This window comes from Ruegeria atlantica (assembly GCF_001458195.1).
GTDB classification, from domain to species: Bacteria; Pseudomonadota; Alphaproteobacteria; order Rhodobacterales; family Rhodobacteraceae; genus Ruegeria; species Ruegeria atlantica.
Genome location: NZ_CYPU01000024.1, coordinates 92,372 through 106,743 on the forward strand (window position 1 = coordinate 92,372; position 14,372 = coordinate 106,743).

The 14,372-nt window shown below is 56.0% G+C and carries 13 protein-coding genes; 6 read left to right on the forward strand and 7 right to left on the reverse strand.

The features are described 5' to 3' along the window. Window positions 1–188 precede the first annotated feature (188 nt). On the reverse strand, window positions 189–482 hold the full coding sequence (locus RUA4292_RS08350) for a hypothetical protein (RefSeq protein ID WP_058277192.1): 294 nt from the start codon (window positions 480–482) through the stop codon (window positions 189–191). On the opposite strand from RUA4292_RS08350, the gene RUA4292_RS25220 reads away from it, so the two are divergent. Both RUA4292_RS25220 and RUA4292_RS08355 read left to right on the forward strand, forming a co-directional pair. Then, a complete protein-coding gene (locus RUA4292_RS25220; protein ID WP_233493385.1) occupies window positions 466–816 on the forward strand; it encodes an HlyD family secretion protein in 351 nt (116 codons plus the stop codon). The two genes, RUA4292_RS08350 and RUA4292_RS25220, sit on opposite strands and share 17 nt — an antisense overlap. A gap of 135 nt (window positions 817–951) precedes the next feature. Beyond that, complete coding sequence (locus RUA4292_RS08355) at window positions 952–1,722, forward strand: HlyD family type I secretion periplasmic adaptor subunit (RefSeq protein ID WP_233493386.1); 771 nt, start codon at window positions 952–954, stop codon at window positions 1,720–1,722. Between the two features lie 71 nt (window positions 1,723–1,793). On the opposite strand, the gene RUA4292_RS08360 is transcribed toward RUA4292_RS08355, so the two are convergent. The 3 genes from RUA4292_RS08360 to RUA4292_RS08370 all read right to left on the reverse strand — a co-directional run bounded on the left by RUA4292_RS08360 (window position 1,794) and on the right by RUA4292_RS08370 (window position 6,020). Beyond that, on the reverse strand, window positions 1,794–2,492 hold the full coding sequence (locus tag RUA4292_RS08360; RefSeq protein WP_058277193.1) for a response regulator transcription factor: 699 nt from the start codon (window positions 2,490–2,492) through the stop codon (window positions 1,794–1,796). Then, on the reverse strand, window positions 2,492–4,357 hold the full coding sequence (locus RUA4292_RS08365; protein ID WP_233493387.1) for a PAS-domain containing protein: 1,866 nt from the start codon (window positions 4,355–4,357) through the stop codon (window positions 2,492–2,494). Before RUA4292_RS08365 ends, RUA4292_RS08360 begins: the two co-directional genes overlap by 1 nt. A 130-nt stretch (window positions 4,358–4,487) precedes the next feature. Further along, window positions 4,488–6,020 (reverse strand): sulfatase-like hydrolase/transferase, encoded by a 1,533-nt coding sequence (locus RUA4292_RS08370; protein WP_058277194.1) that lies wholly within the window; start codon window positions 6,018–6,020, stop codon window positions 4,488–4,490. Between the two features lie 296 nt (window positions 6,021–6,316). On the opposite strand from RUA4292_RS08370, the gene RUA4292_RS08375 reads away from it, so the two are divergent. From RUA4292_RS08375 to RUA4292_RS08390, 4 genes are read left to right on the forward strand one after another with little or no spacing between them, the layout of a single operon-like run. Continuing rightward, window positions 6,317–7,441, forward strand: coding sequence for an ABC transporter permease (locus RUA4292_RS08375; RefSeq protein WP_058277195.1), 1,125 nt, complete (start codon window positions 6,317–6,319; stop codon window positions 7,439–7,441). A gap of 1 nt (window position 7,442) precedes the next feature. Then, window positions 7,443–8,258 (forward strand): ABC transporter ATP-binding protein, encoded by an 816-nt coding sequence (locus RUA4292_RS08380; protein WP_058277196.1) that lies wholly within the window; start codon window positions 7,443–7,445, stop codon window positions 8,256–8,258. Between the two features lie 5 nt (window positions 8,259–8,263). Further along, the gene (locus RUA4292_RS08385) at window positions 8,264–9,580 is read left to right on the forward strand and encodes an MlaD family protein (protein ID WP_058277197.1); all 1,317 of its coding nucleotides are present in this window, start codon (window positions 8,264–8,266) and stop codon (window positions 9,578–9,580) included. Continuing rightward, window positions 9,577–10,227: an ABC-type transport auxiliary lipoprotein family protein gene (locus RUA4292_RS08390; protein ID WP_058277198.1), complete on the forward strand. Its 651-nt coding sequence runs from the start codon at window positions 9,577–9,579 to the stop codon at window positions 10,225–10,227. The genes RUA4292_RS08385 and RUA4292_RS08390 overlap by 4 nt, the downstream gene beginning before the upstream one ends. Before the next feature lie 16 nt (window positions 10,228–10,243). Here the strand turns inward: RUA4292_RS08390 and RUA4292_RS08395 are convergent, their stop codons facing one another. From RUA4292_RS08395 to RUA4292_RS08405, 3 genes are read right to left on the reverse strand one after another with little or no spacing between them, the layout of a single operon-like run. Further along, window positions 10,244–12,172 (reverse strand): vWA domain-containing protein, encoded by a 1,929-nt coding sequence (locus tag RUA4292_RS08395; RefSeq protein ID WP_058277199.1) that lies wholly within the window; start codon window positions 12,170–12,172, stop codon window positions 10,244–10,246. Then, entirely contained in the window at window positions 12,169–12,714 is a 546-nt protein-coding gene (locus RUA4292_RS08400) for an RNA polymerase sigma factor (RefSeq protein ID WP_058277200.1), read from the reverse strand. The genes RUA4292_RS08395 and RUA4292_RS08400 overlap by 4 nt, the downstream gene beginning before the upstream one ends. 55 nt (window positions 12,715–12,769) lie before the next feature. Continuing rightward, window positions 12,770–14,350: an FMN-binding glutamate synthase family protein gene (locus RUA4292_RS08405; protein WP_058277201.1), complete on the reverse strand. Its 1,581-nt coding sequence runs from the start codon at window positions 14,348–14,350 to the stop codon at window positions 12,770–12,772. Window positions 14,351–14,372 lie beyond the last annotated feature (22 nt).

The following is a 14,372-nucleotide window of genomic DNA, read 5'->3' on the forward strand; positions in this document are numbered from 1 at the left end:
GGTCCGCGTCACTGTCGACGAAAACCCCTTCCTGTCGAACAGCAGTAGGCTGTCCGACCGCCACTTGCAAAATCGACAAAGCATCGAGCGCATTCGCCGAACCATCCCGTTTGAAATTTGCTGCGATCAAGTTCTCAGGCGAGGCTGGCCCCCAATGTCGGGTCCAGACCGACCGAGATCCGCAAAACCTACAGCGCGTCCAATGCGTTGATGTCCTTGCTTGCGGTAGAATAGGTCTTGAGGACATCGAATTCACCCTCGAAAGTGCCAGACGGTAAGTTCAAATCGAACCACCCATTGCTGTCTGCACGAGCACTGATTGTGGCTCCGCCATGTGGGGTGAAGCTGATTTCAGCGTCACTGAGGCTGGAGTTGGCGGTCTCTGAATTGACTGAGACATCCCCCAAAACCCCATAGGAACTGCCCAGCTCAAGCCCCCCCCAAATCGCCGAAATCGCCAGGAACGTGATCGGGGCTACCAAAACCCGCGCCAAACACCTGAGCACTGTTCAGCGGACTACCAGTGGTGGAATTTACGTCTATTGTCGCATTGAAGTATTCAATCCGGACACCTTGCGCCGTCACGGCAAAAGTCAACTGATCGAGGCAACAGAACCCGGAGTATTGCAATCCTTGCACGTCGCGGAAGGGTTGGTTGTCAACAAGGGAACACTGTTGATGGAGTTTGACACAACACAGATCGAAAGCCAGTTGAGCCAGGAACAACAGCGTGCATTTGGATTGATGGCTCGTGCCCAACGATTGCAGGCAGAGATTGACGGCACCCAGCTTACCTTCTCAGGAAAGCTGATCTAAGGCGCGCCAGAAGTCGTCAGATCCGAAACTGCTTTGTATCAGGGTCGTCAGGCGGAACTGGCTGCTGAAGTTGCCATTCTGGAGCGACAGCGTGAGCAGCGCCACCGCGAGTATGAGGAAGGACTGGTGGACTAAGTGACAGCCGAAGAAACGCTTGGGATCCTGGCCGAAGAACGCGCCATCATGACCCCCTTGGTGGAAAAACGAATGGAACCTGCGACAACGCTTTTGTCGCTGCGCCGCAGTTCCGCCGAATGGGAGGGTCGCAAGGTCCGTGCAGTTGCAGTGACCAAAAGGTTGAAAACCGGACTGGAAGAAATCGACGATCGTATTCAAGCCGCGCATAGCAGGTTCCGGAGCGCGGCTCTGACCGTCCTAGCAGTCTCGACATCCGAACTCGCAGCACTTCGGCCGTCCTTGCCGGCCTTGCAAGACCGCGCGGATCGCGCACAGATCAGATCACCGGTGCGGGGAATCGTAAATCGCGTTCACCGGACAACGATTGGCGGTTTGGCACGCAGCGGCGAAGAGCTGATCGAGATTGTTCCACTAGACGACAGGCTTCTGGTCGAGGCCTATGTTCGGCCAGAAAATATCGCGTTTTTGCACGCAGGCCAGCCCGTTAAGGTGAAAGTTACGGCCTATGACTTTGCGCGTTACGGCGCGCTGGATGGTGAGATCACCCGCATAGGCGCGAACACGGCGACAAGGCCGGAACGTCGTGATGAAGAGGTATTCGTCATCGAAATCCAGACACGTCACGCTATTATGGACGCAAGCGGCGTTGCCGTAGCGATCATACCCGGGATGATTGCCGAAGTGGATATCTTATCAGGCAAGAAAACGGTTCTAGACTACCTTTTGCAACCCGTAATCAAGATCAAGGATCGCGCTCTGCGCGAATAAAATAGCGCAGCGTCAAACGACAAACTGGTGCCCCAAGTATTAACGCGGCAGTGCGTCGTTTAGACCATTGCTTACCATTCAACATCACCCAAAAATATATATCCGGCACCATAAATTGTCTTGATCAGGCGAGGGTTTTTGGGGTCTTCGCCCAGTTTGGTCCGCAACCTGGAAATTCTGACATCCATCGCACGATCAAAACTGTCGCCGGCAGCGCCACCCAGGGCATCCTGCATCTGAGTGCGGCTGATCAATCGCTTGGGACTTTCCAGAAACAGCCTCAGAACTTCTCCCTCTGCATGACTGAACGGGGTCTCGGCGCCGGCTCCGTCTTCTAGGATGTAGCGATCAAAATAAGCCGTCCAACCGTTGAAACGCGCCACGTCAGACTGTGTGGTCTGCGCCTTGGGAGACCGCAACCGCGCCCGAATGCGAGCCACAACTTCGGCCGGGTCGAACGGCTTGGTAATGTAGTCATCCGCCCCCAGTTCCAGACCGGTGACGCGATCCTGTACCTGCGCACGACCAGAAATGATGATGACCGAAGCCCCCTGCTCCAATGCTAGCCGATGGACCAGTGCCAACCCATCCGTATCCGGCAGGGACAAATCAACCAGACATACGTCCGGCGTAACCCGTTTGAGCGACGCTTCGAATTCCCGCGCGCGCGCAAAGCTCTGGGTGCGAAAGCCTGCTTCTTCAAGCGCGTCGGTCAGAATGCGCCGTATCTCGGGCTCATCATCGACAATGGTCACCAGTGGTTGGGTCATCAGGCAGCCTCGTCACGGATCAGGGCGGACAGTTGCGCCCGGGTGAAGGGTTTCCGCAGCACCGGCGCGCGTTTCAGCGCCTCGCGATACAACGGATCGGCATAAGGCAAGGATGTCATAAGGATACGGGGCAAGGCGGGCTCCAGTTTTGCCAAAAGATCCAAACCCGTCTCCTGCCCTTCAAGGCGAATATCGGACAGCACCAAAGCAATGTCTTTGACATCTTTTGCCAGGGCGATGGCTTCGTCACAAGACGTCGCCTCAATCACTGCAAACCCGATGTCGACCAACATATCGCGGAACTGACTGCGCAGATCGTTGCTGTCTTCGACCAACAGAACCAACCCCTCCTGTACCGGCGGGGCCGCACGGTATGGCAGTCGCAAAATAACTGACGCACCTGACGGGGTGTTGCGCAGACTCAGATCGCCCCCGGCCAGCTTGACGGTGTCGTAGACCATCGGCAAACCAAGGCCCGACCCTTTGTCGCCTTTGGTTGTGAAAAATGGGTTTAACGCCTTTTCCAACGCATCTTTCGAAAACCCGGGGCCCGTGTCTGACACTGCGATTTCCGTCCAGATCTCACCGATTGTGTGGGCGCTGATTGTAATCTGACCAGTTTCACCACAAGCATCGCGCGCATTCAAAACCAAGTTCAGCAAGGCGTCCTGAACCATCCCGGGATCCAGCATAAGGACTTTGTCCGGCAACGTATTGACCACAGACAGGCCAACCCCGCGCGGCAGAGATGGAGTGGCCAGAATCCGCAAATCCTCGAGCAACCCGCGCATGTCCGTCGCTTTGGGTTGAGGCGTCCGGTTGCCCGTCATGTCGGCGATGCGGTTCAGCAATTGTCCGCCCCTGCGCGCCGTCTGCTTGGTCGCGTCGATCAGCTCACGGGCGTCTTCCGGCAAATCCATCTTTTCCAATCGGGACTGCATGCCCAGAATAATGGTCAAAAGGTTCGAGAAATCATGCGCCAACCCGCTGGTCATTTGTGCGGCCATCGCGCGGCGACGGGTTTGTTGCAGCGCGACACGCGCCTGCGTTTCCTCGGTGATGTCGACGGACATGATGTAAACACCACCTTCGCCATCAGGTGTGAAGGATACGCGAATGCGCCTGGAATCCTGATCTTCGGTAAATTCAAAAACAGAGGTTTCCCCGGCATAGGCCTTTTTCAGATGCGTCTGGACGCGTGTAAAAGCGGCAGATCCCAACGCCTGAGAAATATGCATACCCAAAATCTCGGACGGGCGACCTGGCATGACCGAGTTTAGCCGCCGGTTGGAATAATCGTAACGGCCGTCAGCATCCAGATGTGCAATATGGGCCGGCATCATCTCGGTCGTCATACGGGTGCGCGCTTCGATCTCGGTCAATTGACGCTTGGCTTCTTCCAGCGCCGAATTTGTTGCCGCCAGTTTTCTGTTCGTTGCTGACAGTTCTTCAGCCCGGTCGAGCAACTGACCAGAAAGCTCCTCGGAGCGGGCACGCAACAGGGCCTCAGCTTGTTTGGTATTGGTGATGTCTGTGTAGACCGCCACCCATCCGCCTTTGGGCAGAGGGGCCCCTTCGACCGATATGACTTGGCCATTGGCCCGAACACGTTCAATATAATGAGATTCAAAGGTCAGAGCTTGATTGACACGCAGATCGACAGCCGCTTCGACATCATCGACATCGCCGTATTCGCCACTGGATGCGAGGTGTCGAATTGTGTCACTGAACAACGCACCAGGCTGGACAAGATGGTCCGGCAAATCGAACATCGTCTGAAACGGTCGATTGCTGACCACCAGCCGAAGCTGGCTGTCATAAATTGACAGGGCCTGGCCGATCAGATTCAGACCAGCCGTCGTCATGGATTTTATCTGTTGCTCGGTTATTTCCAAATCCATCCTCCCCGCGACACATGCGTAACACCGGATCTGTTACAGGTGTAGAGGGCAACAGCGCGACAGGTTGGAAAAACGGGTCGCATATATTTTGCGTTCAATACCTGGATTTGGTCTTGGGACCATCCGCCGTAATGGAATCCAGGGACAGCGTATGATCCATATTTTGCATCCGATGGCGCAACATTTGTCTGGATAGGCGCATCAAGACCGACATACATTCGGGATCCCTTGCTTTGTTCCGCAATTCTCCACCATCCTGCTGATCAAACAGCATGGGCGGAAGGTCTGCGGCGAATTCGACCAGAGTAAAACGCTCTTCCCTCAGGATGCCAAGGCACGAGTCGCTGTTGCCCGTCCCCAAAACCTGCTGCCAGATTGTTGGCTGCTCGGGCTCGGCAAAATCCAATTCACTGAAGGAATATGTGCGCCAATCGTCGGGGATTTGCCCTTGCATCAGCGGCAGCAACGATCGGCCGTCCATGGAATTTGGGATCGGCTGGCCGACCCAATCCAATATCGTCGGGGTTATGTCGATGGATTCCGTCGGTACCGAGATCACCGACCCGGCATGCGATTGATTGTTGGGGTCCCTAATCATCAATGGCGTTTTATAGGCGGCGTCAAAGACCGCCATCTTGCCCCAGTTGTGTCGGTCGCCCAGCATCTCTCCGTGGTCCGCAGTGATGACAACCATCGTGTTGTCGTATTGGCCGCTATCCTTCAGGAACTGGACGACACGCCCGATGTGATGGTCAACCTCGGTCGCAAGGCCCAAGTAAACGGCGCGTAGAGATTGGGTGTTTTCAAGCGTCGGCTCAACCCCGTCAAAGCCCAGAACAAAATCACCGGCAGACGTATTGTCAATTGTCGGGCCAATAAACGGGTGCATCGCCCGCTCATCCAACGGATTGGAGAACCCTTCGGGCCGAGGCAGGGTCGCTGGGTCATACATATCGTTGTAGGGTGCCGGGGCGACCAATGGCGGGTGTGGTCGAATATAGGTCAAATGGGCAAACCAGTCTTGGCCAACATAAGGCGCCATGCTGTTCAAGAACACGTCCGTCAGGAAGGCAGTATCACTGTCTTCCGCCCGATACATCGCAGGGTCATTCAATCGGGGATCACCCCCATCCGGCGCGACCGGCTTGTGAACGTCCCAGTAGTCTTCGAACGCATAACCCTTTTGCATCAGATGTCCGCGCCAAGGATAGGATTCCTCCAACCGCATTTCGAGGACCTCATGAAACCCAGCCATTGGGTGTTCATAGGATTTCAGGATCGGATCGTTGTGGTCATGAACCCTAGGGTCGGCGGATGTATCCGTGTATCCAAACAGCATGGGCAGATAGCCGGCTTTGCGCATTTCGGTCGCGATGTTCGGGGTATCATGCCGCAACGGGGTTCCATTGCGAACCGACCGGTGGTTCATCGCATATTGCCCGGTCAGGATTGACACACGCGAAGGGCCACAGGGGTTGGTCACCGAAAAATGCCGGTCAAACGTCACCGCCTCGTCCATGAATGCACGCAGGTTTGGCAGATCGACATGGGCCGCTAAAGCGCCGTTCAGACAGTCGGCGCGCAACTGATCTATGATGATGAACAAAACATTCTTAGCGTGCCGCATTTCGCTCTCCCTGATTCCACGTCAGTGGCGCCAGAGCGAACTCTGTCCTGGTTCGCAGAACCCCGCAACACCTGAGCCACGGCCCATCGGATTTTCGCCCCCCGCGCCCTTGCAACAAAAGCAACAGATTAACTTGAAATGATCTTGCACCGGTCGGCCCAGTTGAGCGCAAAACCAACCACAACCATGACTTTGGTGTCTGGAGATGTCACTTAGACGCTATTGAGCGGCAAGAAATACAATGTAGTTCGCAAAAATCCGTTGCAGGTCAATGTCCTTTGCCATCACATACGCTCATGACGCAGCCAGTGATACAGTCGGACCGAGACGCCAACGGCGTTTACCTGCGGGTTTCGGGTGATCTGGTGACTCAATCTCTGGACATGGTCGAAAAGGCGTTTGAAGGGTTTCGAGCAGACAGTAACGAACTAACTGTCGATCTTTCGAAGGTCGGAGCACTGGATACCGGTGGCGCATGGCTGATTGCCGATGTTGCGCGGCGCGCAAAGGCAAGTGGCGCAAACGTACATTATGAAGGGTTAAAGCCCGCTCATTCCGCTCTTTTAGAGACTGTGGCGGAAAACATTCCTGACGACCCCGGTGTGGCAACTGAAAAGCGCAGTTTTACCGATTGGGTCGCAAGTGTCGGGGAACGCACCGCCCAGGCCGGAAAAGACATGCTATCCCTGCTGGGCTTCCTGGGTCTGACGCTGCATCGCCTTGTCCGTACAATTCTAATGCCGCGCCGTCTGCGCAAAGCGGCCTTGGTCTCGCAAATGGAAGAGACCGGCCTCAAGGCCATCCCGATCGTTGCCCTTATGGGGTTTCTGATCGGCGTCGTATTGGCCTTTCAGGGCGCGACCCAGCTAAAGCAGTTCGGCGCCGAGATTTTCGTGGTCGAACTGATTTCGATCTCAGTTTTGCGTGAGCTCGGCATTTTGCTGACAGCGATCATCGTTGCTGGGCGTTCAGGCTCGGCTTTTACCGCCTCGATTGGCTCGATGAAGGTTCAGGAAGAGATCGACGCCATGCGCACATTGGGTTTGGACCCAATCGAGGTGTTGGTGATCCCGCGTGTTGTTGCCCTGTTGATCATGCTGCCGATCCTTGGCTTCATCGCCGACCTTGCCGCCCTGATCGGCGGCGGATTGATGAGTTGGATTGATCTGGGTGTCAGCCCCGGTATGTTCGTCACGCGCCTGAAAGAGAACACCGGTATTTGGCAATTCGCCATTGGCATGATCAAAGCCCCCTTCTTCGCCTTGGTCATCGGCGTTATTGCTTGCTGGCAGGCCATGCAGGTCAAGGGGTCTGCCCAATCCGTCGGGCAACGAACCACGGCTTCGGTTGTGCAATCCATCTTTCTGGTGATCGCTTTGGATGCTTTGTTCTCGATCTTCTTTTCGGTGATGGAGGTCTGAGATGGACGGCACGACGCTGGAACAGACATCTAAATCCGACGCTCAGCGCGAAGCGGTGATCCGCGTTCGCAACCTTACAAACCAGTTCGGTCCGCAAGTTGTACATCAGAACCTAAATCTGGACGTTTGGCGTGGTGAAGTTCTGGGCATTGTCGGCGGATCGGGAACCGGCAAATCGGTTCTGCTGCGCACGATTGTCGGCCTGAACAGACCCGCGGCGGGCAGCATTGAGGTGCTGGGTGTCGACGTATTGAATGGCCCGGAACAGGAACGCCGCCGGATTGAGCGTCGCTGGGGCGTTGCCTTTCAGGATGGGGCATTGTTTTCCTCGCTGACGGTATTGCAGAACGTGATGGCTCCGCTGCGCGAACATACAGGGCTGAGCGAAAGCCTGATGTGCGCGCTAGGTGACCTGAAGATCAGCCTTGTCGGTTTGCCGCAACTGAGTTGCGGGAAATTGCCTTCCGAATTGTCCGGCGGGATGCGCAAACGCGCCGCCCTTGCCCGCGCCTTGGCTTTGGACCCCGAGATCGTATTTCTGGACGAGCCAACCGCCGGCCTCGACCCAATCGGCGCGGCTGCGTATGACGAGTTGATTGGTGAATTGCAGCATGCTTTAGGCTTGACCGTCTTTATGGTCACACATGACCTGGATAGTCTTTATGCCATTTGCGATAGGGTCGCAGTGCTCGCAGAAAAACGGGTTCTGGTTGAAGGTCCAATTGAAGAAATGACCAAAGTCGACCATCCTTGGGTTCAAGAGTATTTCACCGGCCCCCGGGCCCGCGCGGCGCAAGAGAAGGGGCAGGACAGGTAAAGGCTATGGAAACCCGGGCAAACTATATCCTGATTGGCGCGTTCACAATCGCGGGCATCCTTGGTGCCTTCGGGTTTTTCCTATGGCTCGCGAAATTCGAGGTGTCGCGCCAATACGCCTATTACGACGTTCTGTTCGAAAACGTATCGGGCCTCTCCTCTGCGGGCGGCGTAAGCTTCAACGGCTTGCCCGTTGGTCAGGTGATTTCGTTGAATCTGGACGAGGACGATCCGTCAAAGGTGCGCGTTAAGCTTGAAGTAGATGCCGACATACCCGTCACCGAAGATACCATCGCGCAGCTACAATCTCTGGGTGTTACTGGCGTCAGTTATGTTGAGCTGACGGGTGGCAAAAGCGGCGACAAACCCTTGCCGGAAAACAGCGTAATCAAAAGCAAGCGCAGCGCGATTCAATCCTTGTTCGAAGGCGCCCCGAAAGTTTTGGATGAGGCGGTTACTCTGCTTGAGAGTCTGAATTCGGTCGTTGACGACAAGAACCGCCAATCCGTCAGCAAAATTTTGGACAATCTGGCTTCTGCATCCGGCCGGTTGGACAAAACGCTGACAGATTTCGAAAGCTTGTCCACCGACCTTGGCGGCGCAGCCAAGCAACTGGGCAACTTTACGACGCGGCTTGATAAATTGGCCGACACAGCCGAAACCACTCTGACGACAGGGACAGACACACTCAAAAGCGTAAAAACTGCATCCGAGTCTGCGACAGAAACACTGAACAGCGCCAAGACTACAATCGAAACCGCCGACCGCATAATACAGGATGACGTGAAACCATTTATCGATCGGGCCTCAACATTGGCAGAACGCCTGACCGGCCTGTCCGACGAAGGCAGCGTTGCCTTGGCGACCGCGACCGAGACCTTTGTGAATGCAAACAAAACACTGGGGTCGATCACGGCAGCGATGGATACAGCAAACACCACATTGGCTTCTGCGGAACGCGCTTTTGACTCGGCCAATGAGGTCATCAACAAAGACGTCGGCGCAGTCATGGACGATATCCGCAATGCGGCCAATCAGGTCGCCTCAACAGTGTCTAATGTCACAAGCAAGTTGGACGAAATTTCGGCCGATATCCTCAATGCATCGCGATCGGCGTCCGAGTTGCTGGGCACCATTGACGGCATCGTCCAAGACAATCGGCGGCAATTGTCCGACTTCCTGCGCGTCGGCCTGCCGCAATTCACACGTTTCGTAGAAGAGTCGCAACGATTGGTAATCAGCCTGGATCGGCTGGTGGACAAGGTCGAACGTGACCCGGCACGCTTCTTACTGGGAACCCAAGCTTCGGAGTTTCGCCAATGATCAGGCTGTTTCTTTTGGTTCTGGCGTTGGGGTCGCTGGGCGCGTGCACCGGGTTGGGCACGCTGAGGCAGGCATCCAAGCCAAACGACCTGTATCTTTTGACGCCGAAAAGCACCTTTTCGTCTTCGTTGCCGCGCGTCCAAAAACAAATCGTTGTACAGGAACCGACAGCAACGGCGGCGGTCAATACCGATCAGATCGCTATTCAGCCGACCCCATTGCAGGTGCAATATCTACCGCGCGCCAGATGGGTCGACCGTGCACCGCTTATCGTACAGGCGCTGTTGGTCGAAAGCTATGAAAACAGCGGCAAGGTGGCCGCTGTTGGTCGCTCAACCGTAGGCCTGCGGGCCGATTATGTCATCGTTCCGGACCTGCGCGAATTTCAGGGGTTCGTCGTCAGTGATGTCGAAGGGACAAAAACCATCCGCGTCGAAGTGCGCATGAACATCAAGATCATTGATGAGTACGAAGACAAGATCATCGCGTCCAGTTCATTTCGGGAAGTTGTCGCCTCTGCCAGCGATGCAACACCTGATCTTGTAAGAGCATTTGACGAAGCTTTGGGCAAGACCATGCGCGACGCCGTAGAGTGGAGCGTGCGCCGGATCAACACGCACGCGGCCAACAACCAAAGATCGTATTGACGGGACACGGGCGCTGTTACCGTGACAGTGTTTGCGCAAGCCGCATGAGCGTGGCGGCTTCGGCCCTGTACCCAAAGGGATCTTCACCGCGGGCTGCGTTTGCCAATCCGATCGCATCGTCGTAGGACCAGTTCCCCAGATATTCTGCACCGCGCAATAACTGCCCGAACCCGGCGATGGCATAGGAAAAGCGGACATCGTCTGAAACCTCGTCCTGCGTCGCCGCAATGGGCTGTTCGATCAACTGACTCTGGTCAGATCCCGGCATTTTGTAGCGCAGCTTGAAAAACCCGATCTCATCCGAACCATCGCGCACCGCTTGGGCACCATAGCGCAACGGGTCGTTCAGGATGGCGTCTGAACCAACAGGCGTGACCTCGTAAATCGCCGTGACCGAGTGGCCTGCGCCAATATCACCGGCATCAACTTTGTCATTGGTGAAATCTTCCCGACGCAACGCGCGCGTCTCATATCCGATCAGGCGATATTCGGCTATTTGTGACGGGTTGAACTCAACCTGGATTTTGACGTCGTTGGCGATTGGGAACAATGCGCCGCTCAACTGGTCCACCAGGACTTTTTGCGCCTCGCTCAGCGTGTCGATATACGCGGCCTGTCCGTTTCCGTTCTGGGCAAGTGCCTGCATCGTGGCATCGTCTAGATTACCCCGGCCAAAACCCAAAACACTCAGAAACGTACCGCTGTCTCTCTTTTTTGCTATGACGTCTTTCAGCGCATCAGGATCAGACAAGCCAACATTAAAGTCGCCATCCGTTGCCAGGATGACGCGCGTGACCTCGTCGTCGGCGCTCATGCTTTCGGCTACCTGATATGCCTGTTGCAACCCGGCCTGACCTGCGGTCGAACCGCCTGCCTCCAACTGGTCGAGCGCGCCGAGGATTTTGTCACGTTCCACGGCCGCAGTGGGTTCCAGAACCTGCCCCGCGCTTCCGGCATAGGTCACGATCGAGACCTCGTCCTCATCTCGCAACTCTGACAGCATCAAACGGAACGATTGTTTTAACAGTGGTAGTTTGTTGAAATCATGCATCGACCCCGACGTATCGATCAGAAAGACCAGATTCAGCGGTGGACCATCCTCGATCTGCGGCAATGCCCCTTGGATACCGACATGCACAAGCTGAGTACCCTCATTCCAAGGCGTCGGTGTTACTGTGATCGTCGGCCGGAACGGCGCGTCCCCTTCTGGTGCGGGGTAGGAGTAAGGAAAATAATTTACCATCTCTTCGACACGGACGGCATCCTTGGGTGGAAGCTCACCGCGCATAAGAGAGGACCGGACGATCGAATATGAGGCCGTATCGACGTCAATTGAAAAGGTGGAAACAGGCTCTTCACTGGTGACTTTCAGAGGATTGGCTTCAGCGCTTGAAAACGCCTCGGTATCCGAGAGGGGCAGAATTCCCACCTCTCGTTCAACCATCATATGAGTAGCATCGCCCGAAGTGACGCCAAGTCGCGCAGTGTTTTCAGCAACCAAGCCCGAAACGCCTTGCTGAGGGGCGGCCGCTTTGGATCGCACGGGCGCGGCATACTCTTCAACTACGACCGGGGCCTCAACGACGGGTTCTTCCAATGCGGCAGAATCTGCTTCGGGTGCGGGCGCAGGGCTTTCGCTGCGCGATAGGGGCTGCACAACGATGTCGCGGGACTGCGGCACGATCATAAACAGCGCAACGGCGGCAATTGCGGTTGTCGCGGTCAGCGCGCCGCGATGGGACAAAGCACTCAACATGGATTTCGCTCCTTCTGTCATGCGGGCCATTGAGCCTCGCTTAACAGTCGGACGCATCGCAGCATCCGATCCTTGGTTGTGTGTGAAATTTTTCTGAGCCAGTTTCAAGTTTTTCGTCCGCCGCTCGGCATCTGGTGCCGGCGTCGCGGCATCCATCAAGGCTTTGAAGTCATCAAGATCATCGGTCATGGTGCCAATTCCTCTTGTCGCAGGGCGCGCAGACGTTTGCGAATGTCGGACATGCGCCACGACACGGTGCCTTCGGACACACCCAGAACTGCTGCAGCTTCGGCGTGTGTCATTTCATCTTCTAATGTCAGGGCCAGAGTATCCTGCAAATCAGGTGGCAGAGACCGCATGGCGCGCTGCAACCAATCCATTGCTTGGGCCGTTTCGGTCGCTTCTGCCCGTCGCAATTGCTCCACATCACCCCACCCTGCGGCGGCGCGACTGTGACTTGCCTGGCGACGCCGGGCGTCCTCGGCCGCGTTGACGACAACGCGATAAAGCCAGGTCGTGAACTTGGCCTGCGCCCGGAAGCCCGCGATTTTGATGGGCAGCGCTGCACAGATATCCTGTGTCAGATCCTCGGCCTGATCAGCCCGTCCGGTCAGACGAAAAGCCAGACGAAAGACCCGGTCATAGTGGCGCTGCAACAGGGTCGCAAACGCCTCTGCGTCTCCGTCCGCGGCGGCCTTGGCCAAGTCCTCATCCGATGTTTTCTTACGCATCACACTGAGTATGACGGATCGAAAACGTCAATCCTTGGCGATGTCGTCAAAAAAATTAAAAGTGGTCCGCCGAGGCAAGTTTCCAATCGGTTGCGTAGTCGGACGGTATTGAATCGGTCAGAAAAACGCCTTCATCGATAATGGTATAGAGTTCGGCGTAGGACCGTTCACGCTCGTCTGCCGTACGTCGACGAATGTCACCTGGCCGCAGTTCAGACACATTGGCTTTCCCCATAGCGCCCAAAAGTTCGCGGAAGCTTTCCAAGGTCGCATTGTGAAAGCGGTGTACGCGCTGGCGTTTTTGGGGAACATTGACCGCCCTGCCCCGTATCGGGTCCTGAGTGGCCACGCCGGATGGGCAGCGGTTGGTGTTGCAATGCAACGCCTGAATACACCCCACGGCAAACATCATTGCGCGCGCTGCATTACACATGTCGGCCCCCAGCGCGAATTTCTCGACCATGTCGTAGCCGGTGGCTACCTTGCCTGAGCAGATGATCCGGATCTTGTCGCGTAAACCCACACCACGCAGGCAGTTGTTGACGAAAATCAGCGCCTCGTTCAGCGGCATGCCCAACCGGTTGGTGAATTCGACCGGGGCGGCACCGGTACCGCCTTCGGCACCGTCAATCGTGATGAAGTCCGGCAGGATTCCTGTTTCCAGCATCGCCTTGCAAATCGCCATGAATTCGGACGGTCTGCCAATACACAGCTTGAACCCGATTGGTTTGCCGCCAGACATTTCCCGCAGATGCTGCACAAAATGCATCAGACCGGTTGGACCTTCAAAAGCAGAGTGGGTGGGCGGAGATATCACGTCCTGATGTTCGGGCACGCCGCGAATTTCGGCAATTTCCTGATCCACCTTTGCGGCAGGCAACACCCCGCCATGCGACGGCTTGGCCCCCTGCGACAGCTTGATTTCAATCGCTTTGACAACGTCCTTTTTTGCCTTTTCGGCAAACAGGTCCTTGTCAAAACCACCCTCGGGCGTGCGGCAGCCGAAATAGCCTGTTCCGATCTGCCAAATGATGTCGCCACCCTCGGCCAGATGGTGCGGGGACAGGCCGCCTTCCCCTGTGTTATGCGCAAATCCTCCGTCCTTGGCGCCGCCATTCAAAGCGCGGATAGCATTGGCGCTGAGCGCCCCAAAGCTCATAGCGGAGACGTTCAGCCGCGACGCACTGTATGGCTGCGTGCATTGCGGGCCACCCAGCATGATCCGTTCTTCGCTTTCATCCACATGCTTGGGCGCAAGCGAGTGGTTAGCACGATGATATCCGACTGACAGGACGTCGTATTGCGTACCAAACGCCTGCGTATCCACCTGTCCTTTGGCCCGCGAGTAGACAAGCGATCGTACGATCCTATTGAAAGGGCGACCGCTTTCGTTGGTTTCCACAAAATACTGCCGGATTTCCGGGCTGACGAACTCCAGCATATACCGGAAATGCCCCAGGACCGGATAGTTGTTCAGCACGTTGTGCTTGGTCGTCAACATGTCATAGAGGCCGATCAAGGCATACGGAATGAGCACAACCAGCAACCAATGGGCGGGCGGCCAGAAAAACCCCCACAACAGGGTCAGCGGCAGACACGCATATGTAATGAAGTAATAGAGTCTGCGTACAATCATTCGTGCTCTCCCAGGGTCGCGT

Coding starts and splice junctions, on each gene's coding strand:
- RUA4292_RS08405 (WP_058277201.1), bottom strand. CDS start 14,350: ATGATTGTACGCAGACTCTATTACTTCATTACATATGCGTGTCTGCCG.
- RUA4292_RS08375 (WP_058277195.1), top strand. CDS start 6,317: ATGACGCAGCCAGTGATACAGTCGGACCGAGACGCCAACGGCGTTTAC.
- RUA4292_RS08370 (WP_058277194.1), bottom strand. CDS start 6,020: ATGCGGCACGCTAAGAATGTTTTGTTCATCATCATAGATCAGTTGCGC.
- RUA4292_RS08365 (WP_233493387.1), bottom strand. CDS start 4,357: ATGACGACGGCTGGTCTGAATCTGATCGGCCAGGCCCTGTCAATTTAT.
- RUA4292_RS08400 (WP_058277200.1), bottom strand. CDS start 12,714: ATGCGTAAGAAAACATCGGATGAGGACTTGGCCAAGGCCGCCGCGGAC.
- RUA4292_RS08380 (WP_058277196.1), top strand. CDS start 7,443: ATGGACGGCACGACGCTGGAACAGACATCTAAATCCGACGCTCAGCGC.
- RUA4292_RS08360 (WP_058277193.1), bottom strand. CDS start 2,492: ATGACCCAACCACTGGTGACCATTGTCGATGATGAGCCCGAGATACGG.
- RUA4292_RS08395 (WP_058277199.1), bottom strand. CDS start 12,172: ATGACCGATGATCTTGATGACTTCAAAGCCTTGATGGATGCCGCGACG.
- RUA4292_RS08390 (WP_058277198.1), top strand. CDS start 9,577: ATGATCAGGCTGTTTCTTTTGGTTCTGGCGTTGGGGTCGCTGGGCGCG.
- RUA4292_RS08385 (WP_058277197.1), top strand. CDS start 8,264: ATGGAAACCCGGGCAAACTATATCCTGATTGGCGCGTTCACAATCGCG.